15 protein-coding genes are annotated in these 15,048 nt (G+C 40.4%); 4 read left to right on the plus strand and 11 right to left on the minus strand.

Going from position 1 to position 15,048, the window contains the following annotated elements; all coding sequences use genetic code 11:
- Nucleotides 1-89: 89 nt before the first annotated feature.
- The 6 genes from AC1MCB_RS15290 to AC1MCB_RS15315 all read right to left on the minus strand — a co-directional run bounded on the left by AC1MCB_RS15290 (nucleotide 90) and on the right by AC1MCB_RS15315 (nucleotide 4,868).
- Entirely contained in the window at nucleotides 90-1,379 is a 1,290-nt protein-coding gene (locus AC1MCB_RS15290) for a hypothetical protein (protein ID WP_479965577.1), read from the minus strand.
- Nucleotides 1,360-1,917: a hypothetical protein gene (locus AC1MCB_RS15295; RefSeq protein WP_479965578.1), complete on the minus strand. Its 558-nt coding sequence runs from the start codon at nucleotides 1,915-1,917 to the stop codon at nucleotides 1,360-1,362. Before AC1MCB_RS15295 ends, AC1MCB_RS15290 begins: the two co-directional genes overlap by 20 nt.
- 65 nt (nucleotides 1,918-1,982) lie before the next feature.
- Entirely contained in the window at nucleotides 1,983-2,549 is a 567-nt protein-coding gene (locus AC1MCB_RS15300; protein WP_479965579.1) for an RNA polymerase sigma factor, read from the minus strand.
- 237 nt (nucleotides 2,550-2,786) lie between these two features.
- A complete protein-coding gene (locus AC1MCB_RS15305) occupies nucleotides 2,787-3,308 on the minus strand; it encodes an AAA family ATPase (protein ID WP_479965580.1) in 522 nt (173 codons plus the stop codon).
- A 3-nt stretch (nucleotides 3,309-3,311) separates the two neighbouring features.
- Nucleotides 3,312-3,938 carry a nicotinamide riboside transporter PnuC gene (gene pnuC / locus AC1MCB_RS15310; RefSeq protein WP_479965581.1) on the minus strand — a complete coding sequence of 209 codons (627 nt, stop codon included), beginning with the start codon at nucleotides 3,936-3,938 and terminating at the stop codon, nucleotides 3,312-3,314.
- Nucleotides 3,939-4,340: 402 nt separating this feature from the next.
- Nucleotides 4,341-4,868, minus strand: coding sequence for a hypothetical protein (locus tag AC1MCB_RS15315; RefSeq protein ID WP_479965582.1), 528 nt, complete (start codon nucleotides 4,866-4,868; stop codon nucleotides 4,341-4,343).
- Between the two features lie 166 nt (nucleotides 4,869-5,034).
- Between AC1MCB_RS15315 and AC1MCB_RS15320 the strand changes: the two genes are divergently transcribed.
- From AC1MCB_RS15320 to carB, 4 genes are all read left to right on the plus strand, one after another.
- Nucleotides 5,035-5,298 (plus strand): hypothetical protein, encoded by a 264-nt coding sequence (locus AC1MCB_RS15320; protein WP_479965583.1) that lies wholly within the window; start codon nucleotides 5,035-5,037, stop codon nucleotides 5,296-5,298.
- Entirely contained in the window at nucleotides 5,291-6,085 is a 795-nt protein-coding gene (locus AC1MCB_RS15325; protein ID WP_479965584.1) for an energy transducer TonB, read from the plus strand. Before AC1MCB_RS15320 ends, AC1MCB_RS15325 begins: the two co-directional genes overlap by 8 nt.
- Before the next feature lie 215 nt (nucleotides 6,086-6,300).
- Entirely contained in the window at nucleotides 6,301-6,615 is a 315-nt protein-coding gene (locus AC1MCB_RS15330) for a peptidase associated/transthyretin-like domain-containing protein (protein WP_479965585.1), read from the plus strand.
- A 225-nt stretch (nucleotides 6,616-6,840) separates the two neighbouring features.
- Nucleotides 6,841-9,657 (plus strand): carbamoyl-phosphate synthase large subunit, encoded by a 2,817-nt coding sequence (gene carB / locus AC1MCB_RS15335; protein ID WP_479965586.1) that lies wholly within the window; start codon nucleotides 6,841-6,843, stop codon nucleotides 9,655-9,657.
- Nucleotides 9,658-9,760: 103 nt separating this feature from the next.
- Here the strand turns inward: carB and AC1MCB_RS15340 are convergent, their stop codons facing one another.
- The 5 genes from AC1MCB_RS15340 to AC1MCB_RS15360 all read right to left on the minus strand — a co-directional run bounded on the left by AC1MCB_RS15340 (nucleotide 9,761) and on the right by AC1MCB_RS15360 (nucleotide 14,943).
- Nucleotides 9,761-10,249, minus strand: coding sequence for a DUF4920 domain-containing protein (locus AC1MCB_RS15340; protein WP_479965587.1), 489 nt, complete (start codon nucleotides 10,247-10,249; stop codon nucleotides 9,761-9,763).
- A 133-nt stretch (nucleotides 10,250-10,382) separates the two neighbouring features.
- Nucleotides 10,383-11,762, minus strand: a complete 1,380-nt coding sequence (radA, locus tag AC1MCB_RS15345; RefSeq protein ID WP_479965588.1) for a DNA repair protein RadA — start codon at nucleotides 11,760-11,762, stop codon at nucleotides 10,383-10,385.
- 171 nt (nucleotides 11,763-11,933) lie between these two features.
- Nucleotides 11,934-13,484 carry an Rne/Rng family ribonuclease gene (locus tag AC1MCB_RS15350; protein WP_479965589.1) on the minus strand — a complete coding sequence of 517 codons (1,551 nt, stop codon included), beginning with the start codon at nucleotides 13,482-13,484 and terminating at the stop codon, nucleotides 11,934-11,936.
- 304 nt (nucleotides 13,485-13,788) lie between these two features.
- Nucleotides 13,789-14,631, minus strand: coding sequence for a tetratricopeptide repeat protein (locus AC1MCB_RS15355; protein WP_479965590.1), 843 nt, complete (start codon nucleotides 14,629-14,631; stop codon nucleotides 13,789-13,791).
- 9 nt (nucleotides 14,632-14,640) lie between these two features.
- The gene (locus AC1MCB_RS15360; protein ID WP_479965591.1) at nucleotides 14,641-14,943 is read right to left on the minus strand and encodes an HU family DNA-binding protein; all 303 of its coding nucleotides are present in this window, start codon (nucleotides 14,941-14,943) and stop codon (nucleotides 14,641-14,643) included.
- Between the last annotated feature and the right edge of the window lie 105 nt (nucleotides 14,944-15,048).

Below are 15,048 nucleotides of genomic sequence, written 5' to 3' on the forward strand. Positions count from 1 at the left end.
GCAAAAGCACGAAAGTAAGACCAAAGACTTAAAAACAAAAAAAAACCTTTTAGTTTTGACTAAAAGGTTTTTTCAATGACTATTTACATTTACAAAAACTTAACCCCACCATAATTGGATTTGATAATTACTCGTGACTCAGAACCCTTTCCAAAAGTGCCTTTGTAGTTTTTAGTGGGGTTCCATCCTTTGGCATTTCCGTCAGGAGTTTTACTGATTATATTCACCTTATCTTCATTGAAATTAAATCCCGCATAGCTTACAGTAACATCAAAGTTAAAATTGGCAGCTTCGTCGATACGCATGGTTAATCCAGAGTAAGAAGAATTGATGATAAGGCTTCTGATGCTCTTATCTACTGACTCCACTTTGCAATCTCCATAAGCCAGATCAATATTACCGCCACTGGTTAGCTTACCAATTTTGGCGGTGCTATATCTGATATCAGCACTTAGTTTATCTGCGTTAGCTAATTTTAAACTACCGTAAGAGACGTCGAGTATTCCGGATGAATAACCTTCGATGCTTGCAGAGCCATAGCTTACCTTGATGCGGTTAGCCGCATTATTCAATGTTTGAGCGGTTAATGAGCCATAGGAACTAGTAATGCTCAGCGGGCCATCTAAATCAGGAAGTACCGTCCTTCCGTAACGATTGGTAATATCGAGCGGGTTTTTTACTGGCATATAAACCACATAATTAATTTGAACACCTCTCTTTTCTTCTTTGCCATTCTTTGTCCGTGACCACCAGCTAATGTTCTTCTTATTGATATTGGTTTTAAAGCTAACCAGATCACCCTGCTTTGATTCGCTAATGCTTACTGCATCAAGCTGATCCTGCGCCTTGCTATCAGATGATTCGTAGGATTTAATTTCAATATCTATCCGAAACTCCTTCTTTGCCCAGGTATTTACTACCACCTGGCCATACTGATTGCTTATAGAAAGCTTATCATTAGCGTCGGCAGGATATGTTTTACTTATCGTTTTTACCTTTTCAGAGGGTTGAACGTAATTGGCATCGACCTCTGGTTGCGAGAAATTCTGGTTAATGTTTCCTTCGTAGTTATCGGCAATATTTCCAAAAACCTCTACCACCCTGTTATCTAAGACAGCAATTTTTGGTGCCAGCCTAACATCCAAATTTTTCAAAGAGTGGTTTAATTTAGCAAGCTGACCATTAAGATTCTTTATCTTTTGATCTGTAAGCTTAAAATCAACTTTAATGTCTGACGCGGCAAGTTTCCCGGCATAACGGGCTCCCATTGGAGAATCGGGTGCTACAGGTGTGATTATTCCGGATTGTGCAAGTAATGGCTGCGTAATTAGCAATGCTATCGCAAGGCTGAGCAGTCCCTTATATAGATTTTGTTTCATTGTTCTGTTGTTTTTTTGATTCATTAATTTGCTTAATCACCTTTAGCTGCTGGTTTAACACTTCGGCCTGTATCTGCAAGTTCCGGATCATTGCTTTTACAGTTTCCTCCTGGTTAGGACTGCTTGGAAGGTCGCTTTTTAAGCGCTGGTAACTTTCATCCATTTTTCTGATTTCAGAGGAAAATTCCTGGTATAAGTGTGGTTCTTCTTTTTCTATTCTTTTCAATTCACTGCGTTTTGTTTCTATTACCGAAGCATAGTGTATCTGCTGCTTGGCTAGCACCGGATCAATGTTAGCCAGGTCAGTAGCCTGCTTGTATTGATATTGCCATAAGAACAGGCCTGCAGCAACAATAATGGCAAGTGAAGCAACCATTTTTAAAAGAAAACTCAACCTTATTACCCTTGCTGTTTTTGGTTGTACCTTCTGCTTCTCTTCGAGTTCCTTTTCAATTTTCTCCCACAAGCCAGCGGGTGGCTCAAATTGGTCGAAGTCTCTCTTGTTCTGTTTTATAAAATTTTCTAATCTTTCTTCCATCTTTATCTCTCCTGATTTGATTTATTTTTATGATGTCTTGACCTGGCTATAAATACATCATTGTGTCAGTTATAATGTATCCCCTGTTGTTTTAAAATTTCTACCAATTTTCGCCTTGCTCGCATATACTGAGTCCTTGACGTGTTTTCACTAATCTTTAAAATGTGCGAAATCTCCTCATGGTCGTAGCCTTCTAATAAATAAAGTGAGAGCACAACGCGGTAACCATCTGGAAGATGCTGAATTGCGTCCTTTACCTGCTTTACCTGCAGCTCAATTTCCTCCATGTCTGGAGACTCCTCATCAGGTACTTCCTCAATATTTACCTCATCGAGGGAAACCATTTCTTTTTTTCTCTTTCGCAGCTGACTTATGGATTTGTTGATCACAATTTGTTTCATCCATAAGCCAAAAGTGGTCTCCTGCCTGAAATCGCCAACTCTTGCAAAAGCATCTATGAATGCTTCCTGCAACACATCGGCAGCTTCGTCAGCGTCATTCAGAATTCGTTGCGCCACGTTAAACATGGCTTTGGAATAAAGCCTGTATAAATCATACTGGGCTTTCCGGCTGCCCTTTTTGCATTCAACCACCAGGTTGAAATGCTGATCTGTATAAACAGCTTCCAACATTTTAATTTCTGATTAAGAGACGCAGCCGTTTTTTGAACGTTGCACCGTCTATTGAACAATTATCCCACTTAAAGCTAAATAATTACAAATTGCTGACATGTTAATTTATGTTAAGAAAGGGAGAGATCATGTAACATGTTGGAAACACATCGTCCGGAGGCTGATACAAAAATGAGTTACGCAGATAAGAATTAGAAGGGGCAGCGCGTGAAGAAAGACAATAGTATTCTTTTGGAACTAACGTTGTAAAAATCGGTTAATCGCTTTTACTGCATTTCCCTGGCGTTGTTCATCACTTCCTGATATGACTACATAAGTTGCGTTAAGAGATTGCAACTCTTTATGCCAGATCTCCATAAAATGCTCTCGCAGGTTGGGAAAATCACGGAGATCATCCTCTTGCCAGGGCAGGTCAATATCCATCAACAAATAAAGGTCATAAGGATGTTCAGGCAGTTTATTTAATACTTCCCGTGGAGATTCTCCGAAGGTATGCTCGCTCCAGATCTTTACAGTCAGAATCGTGGTGTCACAGATCAGGATATTATTCGCGAATGGCAGGGTTTGCCGTTCTAACTCAAGCTGGCCATTAAAAATATTTATCTCATCCTGCCAGGTACATGGAGCGGTTAGCATAGAGCAGTACTCCCTGGAAAACTCAGGAACCCAGACTGTGTTGTAATGACTTGCGAGGCTGGCAGATAGTGTAGACTTACCCGTTGACTCAGGTCCGACAATTGCTATTTTTTTTATATTCATCAATCAGGAAGCCGTGGAGTCTAGTGCCAGATTATAGGTTTTTTTCCATTCCAGATAACCCATAACCGCAAGTGCGAGGAAGAGTGTGTACAAGATGGCGGTTAGCATCAGATCTTTGTAAAGATATAAAGGAACGTAACAAATATCCACAATGATCCATAGAATCCAGCTTTGCAATATTTTTCTGGTCATTAAAAGCTGTGCTATAAAGCTGATTGCTGTGCAAAAGCCATCAGCGTAGGGAACGTTTGTATCGGTATAGTTATCCAGAAACCAGCCCATCATAAAAGTAAGTAGAATGCTGCTGATCACAACTTTTACAATTCCGATATTACTCAGGTTAGCGATTGGCTTTTTATGCGACTCTTTCCTTTTTATCCAGTAATACCATCCATAAAAAGAGGTCGCCATGAAGTAGAGTTGCAGAACCGCATCGCCGTATAATTGATATTCATAAAAAAGGATTGAGTACGCTATCACACTAATAATAGCGACTGGCCAGTTCCATATATTTTGTTTTGCCGCCAGGTATACACAGGCAAAACCCGATACTGTACCTATCCACTCTAGCAAGGTTGTTGCTGCCAGCTGGTTGATAATCAATTCCCAAAAAGAAACCTGAAGTAACATTATATAAATCACCTGTGGCGCCAAATATCTGATATTATTCCCTTGTTTAATTATTATTGGTGATATGCACCCTGATTTCACGGTATCTGTCAAGATTTAAAGGGTTAACTATCAATCAATCCCCCCAAGCTCGTATCATTATGGTCATCAGGTTAAGATTTCTCCTGACTGGTCTTTAATAAGTCTGTCAACTAATGTAACAGTCCGTCCTGATAGTTCAGACCATTTCTTTGCTACAGTTTTACTCATTCTTTTATCAGTCCAATTTAATAGACTAACGCGAACCTGTACGGAATGGTCCAATACCAGAACACCCTTAAAGCAGGGACAAAAAAAATCCTCCTGCTTCACAGCTGGAGGACTAGCATTAACCAAACATTATTTAATCAAAAGAAAAACTTACTATTTAGTGGCCGGCACAGTACTAAACCCTAAGCTCGTTTTTACACTGACGTCGGTATTTAATCCGCCACGCAATTGGTATTCCATGCGTATTCTTACAGTACTCCCTTTAATATATTCATCTAAAAACCGCGAGTTATCAATATCTAAAACCAGGTTATTCCCAACAGTTGCAGATATATCGCTACGCTGAGCCACCATTATTTCAGACGAACCATCGCCTCTGGAAATATACAGGCGTATAGACTTGAATACGCCTAGATTCTGGTTTGCAGGATTACTTGCATCTAGTTTTGCCGAGGCGATCCGAACCTCTTTAACAGAATTTGTATTTGACCCCTGACCGGTAAAGATCTGGTCGAAACTGCTGGCCGAACTGGTAGCAGATAATGTAGTATTTGTTTTTGAACTAGCCGGAACTATTAACGTTGCGGTGTAGGGAAATGTAGAACGAACAAGCGACTGCACGGTTGAACAGCCTGATATTATACTTGTGATTGCTATAAGGGCAATAATGGTCTTTTTCATAAATCTAAAATAAATTATTGCGAACCACGCAAAACCCGTTCCAACGATTATACGTTTCTTTTATCGTTATAGTTACAGCATTTATGTCTCATTTTATCTACAGCTATTTTAATTTTAATAGTTTTAATGATACTTTATTTAGCCTGTGTATTTCGTATTATTACTCATGAATTTCTATCTAAAAACCTTTTTATCGCTCGCTGTCTTCTTATTCAGTTTTCATAATTCGATAGCTCAGAAAAGACAGATATTCTTCATGAAAGGAGAAGGTCAGGAAGTTAAAAACAAAGACACTGCAGAATTTATCCGCATTATTGAGGAGCCAGATTCCGCTAATCGATATTTCAAAGTGCTGGAATATTATCCAGATAATTCAAGAAAATTTATTGGCCAGGCCTCTTCAGTTGAACCAGGAATAATTTATGAATGAGCCACTATCCGTTTTTCTAAAACCGGCAGAAAAACTGAACAGGTTTCCTACGTACTTGGTATTCCTATTGGAACAGCTTTTTTTTCATCCAAATGGGCGTGTAAAAAAAGAAATTGAATATAGTCCTGACGGACGCCTTATCTCGAACCATAGCAAAATCAGTGAAGCAAGATTGAAATCATATTTTGACTCGTCCGGAGTACAAACTGTTAAAAACGGAACCGGTTATACTGTTCTGGTGGGTGAGGATAATATGTTGAAAGAAGAGGGGAGCTATGTTGAAGGACTAAAAAATGGACTTTGGAAAGGGTTCTACAATGAAGCCGGAAGATTTTATGAAGAAGACTACAAGGATGGAATTCTAGTTTCGGGATTACAGCGCCTGCCCGACGGGCGTAACTTTAATTATACTATGATCAAGGAAGCGCCGCAACCATCGGTTGGCGGGCCAGACTTTTACAGATATTTTCAACAAAACTTCCGTTATCCGAAAGAAGCTTTGGACAGGGACATTTCCGGCAAAATGATGATGAGTTTTGAAGTCTCAATTGATGGAGCGGTTACAAATGTCAAAGTTCTTCCATCATTAACTTATTCAATCACACGGGAAGTTGAAAGGGTCTTAAAGAATGGAAGAAAATGGCATCCCGGAAAACTCCGCGGCGAACCTGTGCATGAAGTTTTTCAATTCCCTTTAAGCCTGACAGTTCGTAAACCTATGATTATCAATCAAGAAGTTCGCCAAATCCGCGGCTCTCAACCTCAGAAAACCAGACGGACTTATTAATACGTTTTCCACTTAGCTAACAGGCCATTATGAAGAAACTACCCCTACGTTCTTAAGTATCCACGAGGATGAAAATTAAAAAAAAGTGATTCATTTATACTCAGTGGCATCACAAAGCCGTTACATCAGCATCAGTTACTTAACAGAACATAATAGATGAAGGAAATTTTTACTCAACAATTCATGATTATTTTAACCTTTAAAAATTACAAACTATGAAAAAGTCGAGTTTAGGATTTCTTGCAACAGCAACAGTAGCTTTAGGATTAATGGCTTTTACAACGGTCGAAACCGGAACAATCAAAGGAACGTTAACACCTGCAAATTCGGTGAATCAAGTGTTGGCTATTTCAGGAACTGATACATTAAAAGTAACTCCTGATAGTACATCATTCACATTTGATCAGGTTAAGGAAGGATCGTATACTGTTATCATTGACGCAAAGGAACCTTTGAATGATAAAGCTCTTGAAAACGTAGCAGTTAAGGCCGGCCAAGTGGCTGATCTGGGCGAAATCAAGTTGGATTAATAAAGAGTCTTTAATTTCCCAATCAGGAAGGGAGGCGGAATCGTCTCCCTTCTTTAATTTAGCCACTTCATATTAATCGTGTTTTTTGTGGTGAACTTGATTTTTTATCTATCTTTGCACCCCGACAGAACAGTCGGGATTCTTGTTTCTAAGAGCTTCATGCTCTCGTGTCAAACCCCTCTGTTTTGACGTTTATTTTTAATCCTTTTTCTACATAAAAGCTCTATGCCCAGAGATACTTCCATTCACTCCGTATTAATTATTGGTTCCGGTCCTATTGTTATTGGCCAGGCCTGCGAATTTGACTATGCCGGTTCACAGGCAGCTCTATCCCTTAAAGATGAGGGTATAAGCGTTTCAATTATTAATTCCAATCCCGCCACCATCATGACGGATAAGGTGATTGGTGATCATGTATACCTGCTTCCCCTTACCTGCGAGAGCCTGGAGACGATATTGCAGGAACAAAAAATTGATGCTGTTTTACCAACCATGGGCGGACAAACTGCTTTAAACCTTTGTAAAGAGGCTGAAGAACGCGGTATCTGGGCTAAATACGGGGTACGCATAGTAGGGGTGGATGTGGCAGCTATTGAGAAAACTGAAAATCGGGAAGAGTTCCGCCAATTGATGGTGGATATAGGTGTTGGAGTTGCAAAATCGAAAATAGCTAATTCATTCCTTGAAGGTAAAGAAGCAGCACAAGACATCGGTTTTCCATTAGTCATTCGTCCCTCTTATACTTTAGGCGGATCAGGCGGAGGCATCGTTTACAAGAAAGAAGACTTTGATCATGCCTTAAGTCGCGGACTGCAAGCATCCCCTACACATGAAGTATTGGTTGAAAAGGCAGTAATCGGCTGGAAAGAATTTGAACTTGAACTGCTTCGTGACAGTAAAGACAACGTGATCATCATCTGTTCTATCGAGAACTTTGATCCGATGGGTATTCATACGGGTGACTCTATAACTGTTGCTCCGGCGATGACTTTGAGCGACCGTTGCTATCAGGATATGCGTAATCAGGCGATTAAGATGATGCGTGCGATAGGTAACTTTGCCGGCGGCTGTAACGTACAGTTCTCTGTTGACCCTGCAACGGAAGATATTATTGCAATAGAAATTAACCCCCGCGTGTCACGTTCATCGGCCCTGGCTTCGAAAGCTACCGGTTACCCAATAGCCAAAATAGCCGCCAAACTTGCTATAGGTTACAACCTGGATGAAGTAGAAAATCAGATAACTAAGACTACCTCCGCATATTTTGAGCCAACACTTGATTATGTAATTGTTAAAATACCCCGCTGGAACTTTGATAAGTTTAAGGGCGCAAATACTGAGTTAGGTCTGCAGATGAAGTCTGTGGGAGAGGTTATGGCTATTGGTCGTACCTTTATAGAGGCCCTTCAAAAGGCGTGTCAGAGCTTAGAAACAAACCGACTGGGATTAGGTGCCGATGGCAAGCAAAGTCGCAACCTCGAAGAGATTATGCACAGCCTGGAACATCCAAGCTGGGACCGCCTGTTTCATATTAAGGACGCCATGTCTCTTGGCGTTCCGCTTGAATCTATTCGCAAGGTAACCCATATTGATAAATGGTTCCTGGTGCAAATTCAGGAGCTGGTACATTTGGAAATTGAATTAAAACGCTACTCACTTAAAAATATCCCGAAAGACTTCTTCATCACGTTGAAGCAAAAAGGATATGCGGATGCCCAAATAGCATGGCTTCTCGGGAATGTAAGCGAGGATGAGGTGTATGCACATCGTAAGGAACTTGGAATCAACCGTTGTTACAAAATGGTAGACACCTGTGCGGCTGAATTTCAGGCACAGACTCCTTACTACTATTCAACCTTTGAAGATGAAAATGAATCGAAGGTAAGTGATAAAAAGAAGATCATTGTTTTAGGATCAGGGCCCAACCGGATTGGTCAGGGTATCGAGTTTGATTATTCATGCGTGCATGGATTGCTGGCGGCAAAAGAAGCCGGTTATGAATCTATTATGATCAACTGTAATCCTGAAACCGTTTCCACAGATTTCAACATGGCTGATAAACTGTATTTTGAGCCTGTATTCTGGGAGCACGTGCGTGAGATAATCGAGCTTGAAAAACCCGAAGGTGTCATTGTCCAGCTAGGTGGTCAAACCGCCTTAAAGATGGCCGAGAAGCTTCACGAATTTGGAATCAATATTATCGGCACATCATATAACGATATGGACATTGCCGAGGATCGTGGCCGATTTTCTGATCTTTTAAAAGAACTCAATATTCCTTATCCAAAATACGGTGTAGCTGAAAGTGCGGAAGAAGCGCTGGAAGTTGCCCATCAAGTTGGTTACCCGGTGCTGGTTCGTCCAAGTTACGTATTAGGTGGCCAGGGAATGAGTATTGTAATAAATGATGAAGACCTGGAGAAAGCAGTTGTCAAGTTATTAAGGAACCTTCCGGGTAACCGTGTGTTGATCGATCATTTCCTTGACCGTGCAGAAGAAGCTGAATCAGACTCCATCTGCGATGGCGAAGATGTGCACATCATCGGTTTAATGGAGCACATAGAACCAGCTGGTATTCACTCAGGTGATTCATACGCTGTGTTACCACCATTTAACCTTCCCCAAAAGGTGATGAACTCGATGGAAGAGTATAGCAAACGTATTGCGCGCGCTTTAAATGTACGAGGCTTGTTAAACATTCAATTTGCCATTAAAGACGATAAAGTTTACGTAATAGAAGCTAATCCGCGGGCGTCCCGTACGGTCCCCTTTATCGCGAAAGCCTACGACGTTCCTTACATCAATATTGCCACTAAGATCATGCTGGGTGATAAAAAGCTGAAAGACTTTGATATTGTCCGCAAACTGGAAGGCTACGCTATTAAAGAGCCGGTATTTTCCTTTGATAAATTCCCTGAAGTTGAAAAGCAATTAGGTCCGGAAATGAAGTCAACAGGTGAAGCGATTCGCTTCATCAAAAGCCTGGAAGACCCGTATTTCAGACATTTATATAAAGAAAAGTCTATGTACTTAAGCAAGTAGAGGATCCTTTTAGGCAATCGTAAATCTGCACAGTCTATAAGAACGACTGGACATAAAAAAACCGGCTATAGCCGGTTTTTTATGTTTAGTATTTATCTCTGGTCTAGTTCATAACTACAACACCTTTCGCTTCGAATGAAAGCTCTTTCTTTGGTGTTGTTATTTTAGCTATTTCTGCTTCCGATTTACCACCATCCTTTGCATAATGTCTTTGATCTTCTATCGAAGTTGTATCAGTGAACGCAAAGCCCTCTAAAATAACTTCTTTACCTGTAAGATCTTTAGGAACAAAAATTTTATAATCCTTGAAGGTTACCCGCATATCATCGCCATTGCCAAGTTTCATAATCATCCAGCAACCTTTTTTCTTGCAAACCTCGTTCACCTGCCCTCTAATCTTCATATCCATTTTGCTTTTATCCTGCATAGCGGTTGATACAGAGGCAAGATCAATAACATTTACATCCTGGATAGAGTCCCCATAAACGGCAGTTCCCTTTATATACTCCGCAGCACGAAGCGACGTAGTTGGCTTGCTATCGCAAGATGCCAGAAATGCTACTATTAGGAATAAGGGAATTATATTTTTCATCAGTTTATTTTAAGCTACCAAATTTGATAAAATTAAATGGTACTTGTGAGATGCATATATAACCTATAGGTAAAATTTTGATTACCCGGAATTATGATTTGCCTGATAGATAAATCAAGTCGCTAATTACAGTCTAGCCAAATAACGCATTGAAAACCTCTTCTACTTTGCCCACAGTTTTTATTTCAATTTTGTATCGTGAAGTGTCAAGTCCCTGTTTGTTATAGCGTGAGATAAATATTTGTTCAAAGCCGAGTTTCTCTGCCTCTGCGATGCGTTGTTCTACCCGATTAACAGCCCTGATCTCACCGGACAATCCAACCTCTGCAGCAAAGCAGACTTTTAACCCCACGGGCATATTTTCATGGGAAGAGATAATTGAAACTATTACTGCGAGATCAATGGCGGGATCTTCTACACGCAATCCACCTGCAATATTCAAAAAGACATCCTGCGAACTAAGTCTGAAGCCGCAGCGTTTCTCTAAAACAGCCAGTAGCATGTTCATACGTTTGGTATCAAAGCCAGTTGCCGATCGTTGCGGAGTTCCATAAGCCGATACACTCACCAGTGCCTGAATCTCCACCAGCATTGGACGTAATCCCTCCATCATTGCAGAAATTGTAATGCCACTTAAAGGCTCTTCCCTTTGAGAAAGCAAAATTTCAGAAGGATTAGAAACTTCACGCAAGCCACTACCCTGCATTTCATAGATACCAAGTTCAGAGGCGGAACCAAAGCGATTTTTTACTGCCCTCAAAATACGGTAGACGTGATGCCGGTCGCCCTCAAACTGCAGGACCGTATCAACCATATGCTCCAATATTTTGGGGCCTGCTATCATACCATCTTTGGTAATATGCCCGATAAGAAAAACAGGCGTACCGCTCTCCTTGGCGAAACGAAGCAGCTCTGCTGTGCACTCACGCACCTGCGAAACACTGCCGGGAGTAGACTCTATATGAGCTGAATAGAGTGTTTGAATCGAATCAATCACCAGAATGTCAGGCTGCAATATTTCAATCTGCTTAAAAATATTTTGCGTGGAAGTTTCGGTGAGGATATAACACTGACCTTCCGTGGCATTATTTAACCTTTCGGCTCTCATCTTTATTTGCTGTTCGCTTTCCTCGCCCGACACGTACAAGACTTTTAATCCGGGCAGATTAAGCGCCAGCTGTAGCATTAATGTTGATTTACCAATACCAGGCTCACCACCTATCAAAACAATAGATCCTCCTACAATACCTCCACCCAACACCCGGTTAAACTCCTTATCAGGAGTAACAAGCCGATTCTCCTCTGTAAAAAGAATATCCTTTATTGCCGATGGTTTGTTAGATCGCTGCGTAGTTGTTGATACGGCTTTCCAATTCGGAATTGCGGTATTCGCCTTCTCAATAACTTCCTCAACGAGTGTATTCCATTGTTGGCAGGAGGGGCACTTACCAAGCCACTTAGCGGATTCAAAGCCACAGCTTTGGCAGAAATATGCGGAACGGGTTTTAGCCACAGGTTAAATATGCAAATGTGATAATGTGCAAATGAGCAAATAAGTCACGGGTTAATAATAAATGCTGGAATGTGAAGGTATACAAATGTGCAAATGCTGATGGATTAATGCATAAAAAATGTGCAGACGAAATTCATCATCTGCACATTTTCTCATTTCCTAATTTGCTGATTATAATTTTATCTCTTCTTCTTTTGAATTGAGAAAATGAAACTCCGTAAGATAATATGAGGAGACCGCTTTCACCTTAACCCATTTATTGAACTTGAAGAACCATTTCCATTGACAGGATAAAAGTCCCTTCTTTATATAAGCTTCGATGTAAGGGTGTACGCATAATGTGATACCCTTTTCATTCTGTTCATTAAGGATGTAATTGAGATTATTTTCAATGTCATCCATAAGGATGATACTGGCCTTAATTTCCCCTGTTCCATCACAGGCAGGGCATTTCTCATTAGTAACAATGTTCATTTCCGGCCTTACCCTTTGTCGGGTAATTTGTACTAAGCCAAATTTACTTGGGGGCAAAATAGTATGCTTTGCCCGGTCTAAAAGCATTTGGTCCTTCAGGTAGTCAAAAAGTTCTTTGCGGTTCTGCGGCTTATGCATATCGATGAAATCGATTACTACTATACCTCCCATATCGCGCAATCGTAGCTGACGTGCTATCTCTTTGGCAGCTTCCATGTTCACCATTAAAGCATTCTGCTCCTGGTTTTCCGGATTCGCTGTACGGTTACCGCTATTCACATCGATAACATGAAGAGCCTCTGTATGCTCGATAACCAGATAAGCTCCGCCAGGCAGATTAACCGTCTTCCCAAATGCTGCTTTGATCTGTTTCTCTATGCCGAAGTATTCAAAGATAGGCTCGCGATGTTTATAATGCTTAACGATCTTATCCATTTCGGGAGAGATCTCGTGCACATAGGATCTAACCTCCTCATACATTGCAGGATCTGAAATGTGAATATTGGTGAAATCAGTGCTTAAAATATCGCGTAAGATTGTTGAAGCCCGTCCCATTTCTCCAAGAATCTTCTTAGAGGGTTCGACCGCTGGCAGCCGCTGGGTAAAGCTTTCCCATTTATCAATCAGATCAAGTAGATCTTTCTGAAGCTCGGCTACACCCTTTCCCTCAGAAACTGTGCGGATAATTACACCAAAGTTTTTGGGCTTTATACTTTCAACGATTTTTTTTAACCGGCTACGCTCAGTGTTGCTTTTAATCTTTTTCGAGATAGAGATTACCTCAGAGAAAGGAACCAGTACCACGAAACGACCCGCAATTGAAATATCCGAACTCAACCGTGGACCCTTGGTTGATATAGGTTCTTTCGCGATTTGAACCGGCAATACCATATTGCGGCTTAATATCTCAGAAATTTTACCGGACTTGTTGATATCCGCTTCCTGTTTAAAACTATTTAGCAGTTTATCTTTGTAACTGCCATTCTTTACAATCTTGGTTAGCTTTAAAAGCGATTGTACCTGCGGCCCCAGGTCCAGATAATGCAGAAAAGCATCTTTCTCATAGCCAACATCTACAAATGCAGCATTCAGCCCGGGCATGATCTTCTTTATCTTGCCCAAGTAAATATCGCCAACAGCATAGTTGTTGTTGACTTGCTCTTTGTTAAGTTCTACGAGTTGCTTGTCTTGCAGTAAAGCAATAGTCACCCCATTGGGGTTAGAATTGATTATTAATTCTTTTACCAATAGCTACTCTTTATAATAACATGCTTAGACGCAGTTATCCGTGAAAAAAAGATTAAATAAGAAAGTACGTAGAAAAGCATTAAACCTCCGTCGCTAAATTTGCGGGAGGTTTAATGAAGTCTAAACGTCTTGTAAATTAGCTATCTAAAAGTACATTCAGATAACTAACTGTAGACTAGACTATTTTTTCTTATGCCTGTTCTTTCTTAAGCGCTTTTTACGTTTGTGAGTAGCCATTTTATGTCTTTTTCTTTTTTTACCGCTTGGCATAATTTTTAGATTTTAAATGTTTTATTGTTGTTAATTACTTCTTTAATTCTTTAATTTTTCTGTCTACGAACTGACTTAGACTAGGATCAGCAGCGAGTTCCTTTGTCTTCAGATAAGCCATTATGGCGTCATCAATTAGCCCCTGGTTTTCGTAGCTGGAAGCCAGGTAAAACCAGGCTTCTGGATCAGGCTTCTGGGCAACCACCGTTTTGAAACGCTCAACCGCTTTATCAAACTGACCAGACTTCATTGAAAACAGACCCAGGTTCATATTAGCCTTAAGATTTTTTGGATCTTCCTTTACTACACCCAGCAGTAAGGTTATACCCTGCATAGGGTTACCAGATCCATTAACATAGGCCACACCCAATCCAGTTTGCGCGTCAAGGCTGTTTTTATCTAATTCAACAGCTTTCTGATATGCATGTGTTGCCTTTTGCATTAAGGCAGGTTGCACTAATGAATCCTGCGTATTTTGATAGGCATCAGTAAAGCGATCACCGGTTATTAACCAATTATTTAAGTTACCTTCCTTCTCGGCTATCATTTCATAATAAAATGCCGCCGGTGCAGGTTTATTCACGTCGTCCCAACTTTGGGCAAGTTTTTTTTCTATTGCAAGCTTCTCATCTTCAGAACTGCCTTTAAATTCTGCTTCCAGATCTTTAATCTGCTGTGCAATATTAGCATTTAAATCCAAACGTGCAGTTTCTGAAGCTTGCTCTACCGTAAACTGCGTTGTAGGTGTTACGGGCTGATTGCTTACTGCCGCTTGCTCCTCTGTAGGCTTAACTAAGCCTTTTATGTTTAAAGAAAGTAAAACCGCCATAAGTATGACTATTCCACCGACAACTAAAATTTGCTGTTTCTTAAACATGTCCTTCAATTATTTTACCTCTTCTAATTTTCTGTTTCCTGATTTCACTTTCTCAACAAATACTTTTGCTGGCTTAAAGCTAGGGACAAAATGCTCGGGGATAATGATGGCGGTATTCTTTGAAATATTACGTGCAGTCTTTTTCGCTCTCTTCTTAACTACAAAGCTACCGAAACCTCTTACATAGACGTTTTCACCGCTAACCATTGAATTTTTAACGACTTTAAAAAATGCCTCCACTGCCTCCTGAACATCTACTTTCTCAATACCTGTTTTTGTAGAGATTTCCGCAATAATTTCTGCCTTGGTCATGTCTGTTTTATTCTATTATTTATCGTAAATACTTAACTGTTTTGGGGTTGCAAAAGTATTGCATTAAATTGGATTAGGGAAATATATTAAAGATTTTTTTACTGC

This window comes from Daejeonella sp. AP26 (assembly GCF_056680515.1).

Coding starts and splice junctions, on each gene's coding strand:
- AC1MCB_RS15290 (WP_479965577.1), bottom strand. CDS start 1,379: ATGAAACAAAATCTATATAAGGGACTGCTCAGCCTTGCGATAGCATTG.
- AC1MCB_RS15295 (WP_479965578.1), bottom strand. CDS start 1,917: ATGGAAGAAAGATTAGAAAATTTTATAAAACAGAACAAGAGAGACTTC.
- AC1MCB_RS15300 (WP_479965579.1), bottom strand. CDS start 2,549: ATGTTGGAAGCTGTTTATACAGATCAGCATTTCAACCTGGTGGTTGAA.
- AC1MCB_RS15305 (WP_479965580.1), bottom strand. CDS start 3,308: ATGAATATAAAAAAAATAGCAATTGTCGGACCTGAGTCAACGGGTAAG.
- pnuC (WP_479965581.1), bottom strand. CDS start 3,938: ATGTTACTTCAGGTTTCTTTTTGGGAATTGATTATCAACCAGCTGGCA.
- AC1MCB_RS15315 (WP_479965582.1), bottom strand. CDS start 4,868: ATGAAAAAGACCATTATTGCCCTTATAGCAATCACAAGTATAATATCA.
- AC1MCB_RS15320 (WP_479965583.1), top strand. CDS start 5,035: ATGAATTTCTATCTAAAAACCTTTTTATCGCTCGCTGTCTTCTTATTC.
- AC1MCB_RS15325 (WP_479965584.1), top strand. CDS start 5,291: ATGAATGAGCCACTATCCGTTTTTCTAAAACCGGCAGAAAAACTGAAC.
- AC1MCB_RS15330 (WP_479965585.1), top strand. CDS start 6,301: ATGAAAAAGTCGAGTTTAGGATTTCTTGCAACAGCAACAGTAGCTTTA.
- carB (WP_479965586.1), top strand. CDS start 6,841: ATGCCCAGAGATACTTCCATTCACTCCGTATTAATTATTGGTTCCGGT.
- AC1MCB_RS15340 (WP_479965587.1), bottom strand. CDS start 10,249: ATGAAAAATATAATTCCCTTATTCCTAATAGTAGCATTTCTGGCATCT.
- AC1MCB_RS15355 (WP_479965590.1), bottom strand. CDS start 14,631: ATGTTTAAGAAACAGCAAATTTTAGTTGTCGGTGGAATAGTCATACTT.
- AC1MCB_RS15360 (WP_479965591.1), bottom strand. CDS start 14,943: ATGACCAAGGCAGAAATTATTGCGGAAATCTCTACAAAAACAGGTATT.